This is a genomic window from Streptomyces bobili (assembly GCF_002154575.1).
GTDB classification, from domain to species: domain Bacteria; phylum Actinomycetota; class Actinomycetes; order Streptomycetales; family Streptomycetaceae; genus Streptomyces; species Streptomyces bobili.
Map to the genome: position 1 here is coordinate 1 of NZ_MUBA01000060.1, position 3,213 is coordinate 3,213.

Genomic DNA, 3,213 nt, shown 5'->3' on the forward strand with positions numbered 1-3,213 from the left:
ACGTCGTCGACCACCCCCTGGTGGCCCACAAGCTCACCACGCTGCGCGACCGCCGCACGGACTCCGCGACCTTCCGTCGCCTCGCCGACGAGCTGGTCACCCTGCTCGCCTACGAGGCGACGCGGGACGTGCGGACCGAGCAGGTCGACATCGTGACGCCGGTCGCCGGCACCACCGGCGTCAAGCTCGCCCGTCCGCGTCCGCTGGTCGTGCCGATCCTGCGGGCCGGTCTCGGCATGCTGGACGGCATGGTCCGGCTGCTGCCGACCGCCGAGGTCGGCTTCATGGGCATGATCCGCGACGAGACGACCCTCCAGGCCTCCACGTACGCCACGCGCATGCCGGAGGACCTGTCCGGCCGTCAGGTGTACGTCCTGGACCCGATGCTGGCCACCGGCGGCACGCTGGTCGCCGCGATCCGCGAGCTGATCCGGCGGGGCGCCGACGACGTCACCGCGGTGGTGCTGCTGGCCGCGCCCGAGGGCGTGGAGATCATGGAGCGCGACCTGGCGGGTTACCCGGTCACGGTCGTCACGGCGGCCGTCGACGACCATCTCAACGAGCAGGGCTACATCGTTCCGGGCCTGGGCGACGCGGGCGACCGCCTGTACGGCGCGGCCGAGTAGTACCCCGCCGTGCCTCCAGGGGTACGGCGGTCAGCAGTCCTTCTTCGTGGTCGCCGGCGGCTTCGGCGCGGCCAGGGCCGTCAGTGCCCTGGCCGATTCCGGCGGGCTGGTCAGCGTCTTGAAGCCGTTGCCGATGATCAGGTCGATCGTGGCGCCCTTGTGGGCGGCGTCGGTGCGGCGCTCGGCGGTGGTGAGCTGGGTGGCCAGGACCGGCAGCGAGGTGTTGAGGGACGCCGCGGGACCGAGCAGTACGCCGGTGCCGGTGACCTTCTTGTCGTACTGCGGGCCGGCGTTGCCGACCTCGCCGATGCGGAAGCCGCGCTTCTTGAGTTCGTCGGCGGTGGTCTTGGCGAGGCCGCTGCGGGTGGTGGCGTTGAAGACGTTCACGGTGATCTGCGCGGGCTTGGGCAGCACGGCCGGGGAGGGCGCGGTGGCCGCGGGGTTCGCCTTGGTCAGGCAGCCGGCCTTGGTGCCGGCCGCCGACGCGGTGCCCCCGCCGCCGGTGAAGACGTCGATGAGCTGAAGCGTTCCCCAGCCGGCCACACCGAGCACCGCTCCGCAGGCGACGACCACGCCGACCAGCCTGCCGCGTCGCCGGGGCGGGCGCATCCGGGGGTACTTGTCCCCCGTGATCCGGTATTGGCCGCCCATGCCGGGGGGAGTCAGCATGCTCATGAGCGCAGCGTAGTGCGCCGGGGCGGCCATGCCTACTAGATGATCATTCGACAGGGCGCAGAGCACCCGAAAGGGCCAACCGGCGTGAGGCCGGGAGGTGACGGGTGGCTGACTCGGGGGCCTCAGTCCAGTTCGAGCACGCGCGCGTGGAGCACCTGGCGCTGCTGGAGGGCGGCTCGGACCGCGCGGTGGAGGCCGTCCTCCAGATACAGGTCGCCCTGCCACTTCACGACATGCGCGAAGAGGTCGCCGTAGAAGGTCGAGTCCTCGGCGAGCAGGGTTTCCAGGTCGAGCTGCTGCTTGGTGGTCACCAGCTGATCGAGGCGGACCGGGCGCGGCGCGACGTCCGCCCACTGCCGGGTGCTTTCCCGGCCGTGGTCGGGGTACGGCCGGCCGTTTCCGATGCGCTTGAAGATCACACGGAAAGCCTACCGGTCCAGACGTTCCGGGCGCAGCCATGGCGGCGGAGTGCGAGGCTGGAAAAGACGTGACGAAAAGGTTCATAACGGAACTAGGGGCTGTCGATGAGTCTGCCGCCGAGCGCCGCCGGGATCGCCGCCGGGTACGCCTTCACCGGCCCCGCCCTCGATCTCGGCGCCCTGCTGTGGGACGGGAGCTGTCTGCCGGAGGCGCAGGTCCGTATCCCGCTGCCCATGCTCAACCGTCACGGTCTGATCGCGGGCGCCACCGGCACCGGCAAGACCAAGACGCTCCAGCTCATCGCCGAGCAGCTCTCCGCGCAGGGGGTGCCGGTCTTCCTCGCCGACATCAAGGGGGACCTGTCCGGGATCTCCGCGCCGGGCACCTCGAACGCCAAGGTCGCCTCCCGCTCCGCCGAGGTCGGCCAGGAATGGGCGGGCCGTGGCTTCCCGGCCGAGTTCTACGCCCTCGGCGGCCTGGGCCACGGCATCGCGCTGCGGGCCACGATCACCAGCTTCGGCCCGCTGCTGCTGTCCAAGGTGCTCCGGCTCAACCAGACCCAGGAACAGTCCCTCGGCCTGGTCTTCCACTACGCCGACCGCAAGGGCCTGGAGCTGGTCGACCTGAAGGACCTGCGGTCGGTCGTCGCCTTCCTGACCTCCGACGAGGGCAAGAGTGAACTGAAGGGCATCGGCGGTCTGTCGACGGCCACGGCCGGTGTGATCCTGCGGTCGCTCACCGCCTTCGAGGCGCAGGGCATGTCCGACTTCTTCGGCGAGCCGGAGTTCGACACGGCCGCCTTGCTGCGTGCGGCGGACGACGGCCGCGGGATCGTCTCCGTCCTGGAACTGCCCGCCGTGCAGGACAAGCCGCAGCTGTTCTCCACCTTCCTTATGTGGCTCCTGGCCGACCTCTTCCACGACCTTCCCGAGGTCGGCGACGCCGACAGACCCAAGCTCGTGTTCTTCTTCGACGAGGCGCATCTGCTCTTCGACGACGCCTCCGAGGCCTTCCTCGACGCCATCACCCGGACCGTGCGCCTCATCCGCTCCAAAGGGGTCGGCGTGTTCTTCGTCACGCAGACCCCGAAGGATGTGCCGGGCGATGTCCTCGCCCAGCTGGGCAACCGCGTCCAGCACGCCCTGCGGGCCTTCACCCTGGACGACCAGAAGGCCCTGAAGGCCACGGTGCGGACCTTCCCCGACTCCGCCTACGACCTGGAGGAACTCCTCACCGGCCTGGGCACCGGCGAGGCCGTCGTCACCGTCCTCAGCGAGAACGGCGCCCCCACGCCGGTCGCCGCGACCCGGTTGCGCGCCCCCGAGTCCCTGATGGGCCCGGTCGACGGGACGGTCCTGGACCGGGCGGTGCAGGAGTCCGCGCTGTACGGGCGCTACGCACAGGCTGTGGACAGGGAGTCGGCGTACGAGAGGCTGGCGGCGCGGGCCGCGGAGGACGTCGTACCGGCGGAGCGGCCCGCGCCGCCAGCCTC

The 3,213-nt window shown here is 71.0% G+C and carries 4 protein-coding genes; 2 read left to right on the forward strand and 2 right to left on the reverse strand.

The features are described from left to right. On the forward strand, positions 1 to 626 hold a 626-nt coding region (gene upp / locus BZL64_RS05575; RefSeq protein ID WP_107430210.1), incomplete at its 5' end, for a uracil phosphoribosyltransferase. A 30-nt stretch (positions 627 to 656) separates the two neighbouring features. On the opposite strand, the gene BZL64_RS05580 is transcribed toward upp, so the two are convergent. Further along, a complete protein-coding gene (locus BZL64_RS05580; protein WP_086766773.1) occupies positions 657 to 1,277 on the reverse strand; it encodes a LytR C-terminal domain-containing protein in 621 nt (206 codons plus the stop codon). Between the two features lie 146 nt (positions 1,278 to 1,423). Continuing rightward, positions 1,424 to 1,720 (reverse strand): type II toxin-antitoxin system VapB family antitoxin, encoded by a 297-nt coding sequence (locus BZL64_RS05585; RefSeq protein WP_004943146.1) that lies wholly within the window; start codon positions 1,718 to 1,720, stop codon positions 1,424 to 1,426. 105 nt (positions 1,721 to 1,825) lie between these two features. Here BZL64_RS05585 and BZL64_RS05590 point away from each other — a divergent pair. Further along, a partial coding sequence (locus BZL64_RS05590; RefSeq protein ID WP_086766769.1) for a helicase HerA-like domain-containing protein occupies positions 1,826 to 3,213 on the forward strand: 1,388 nt, incomplete at its 3' end.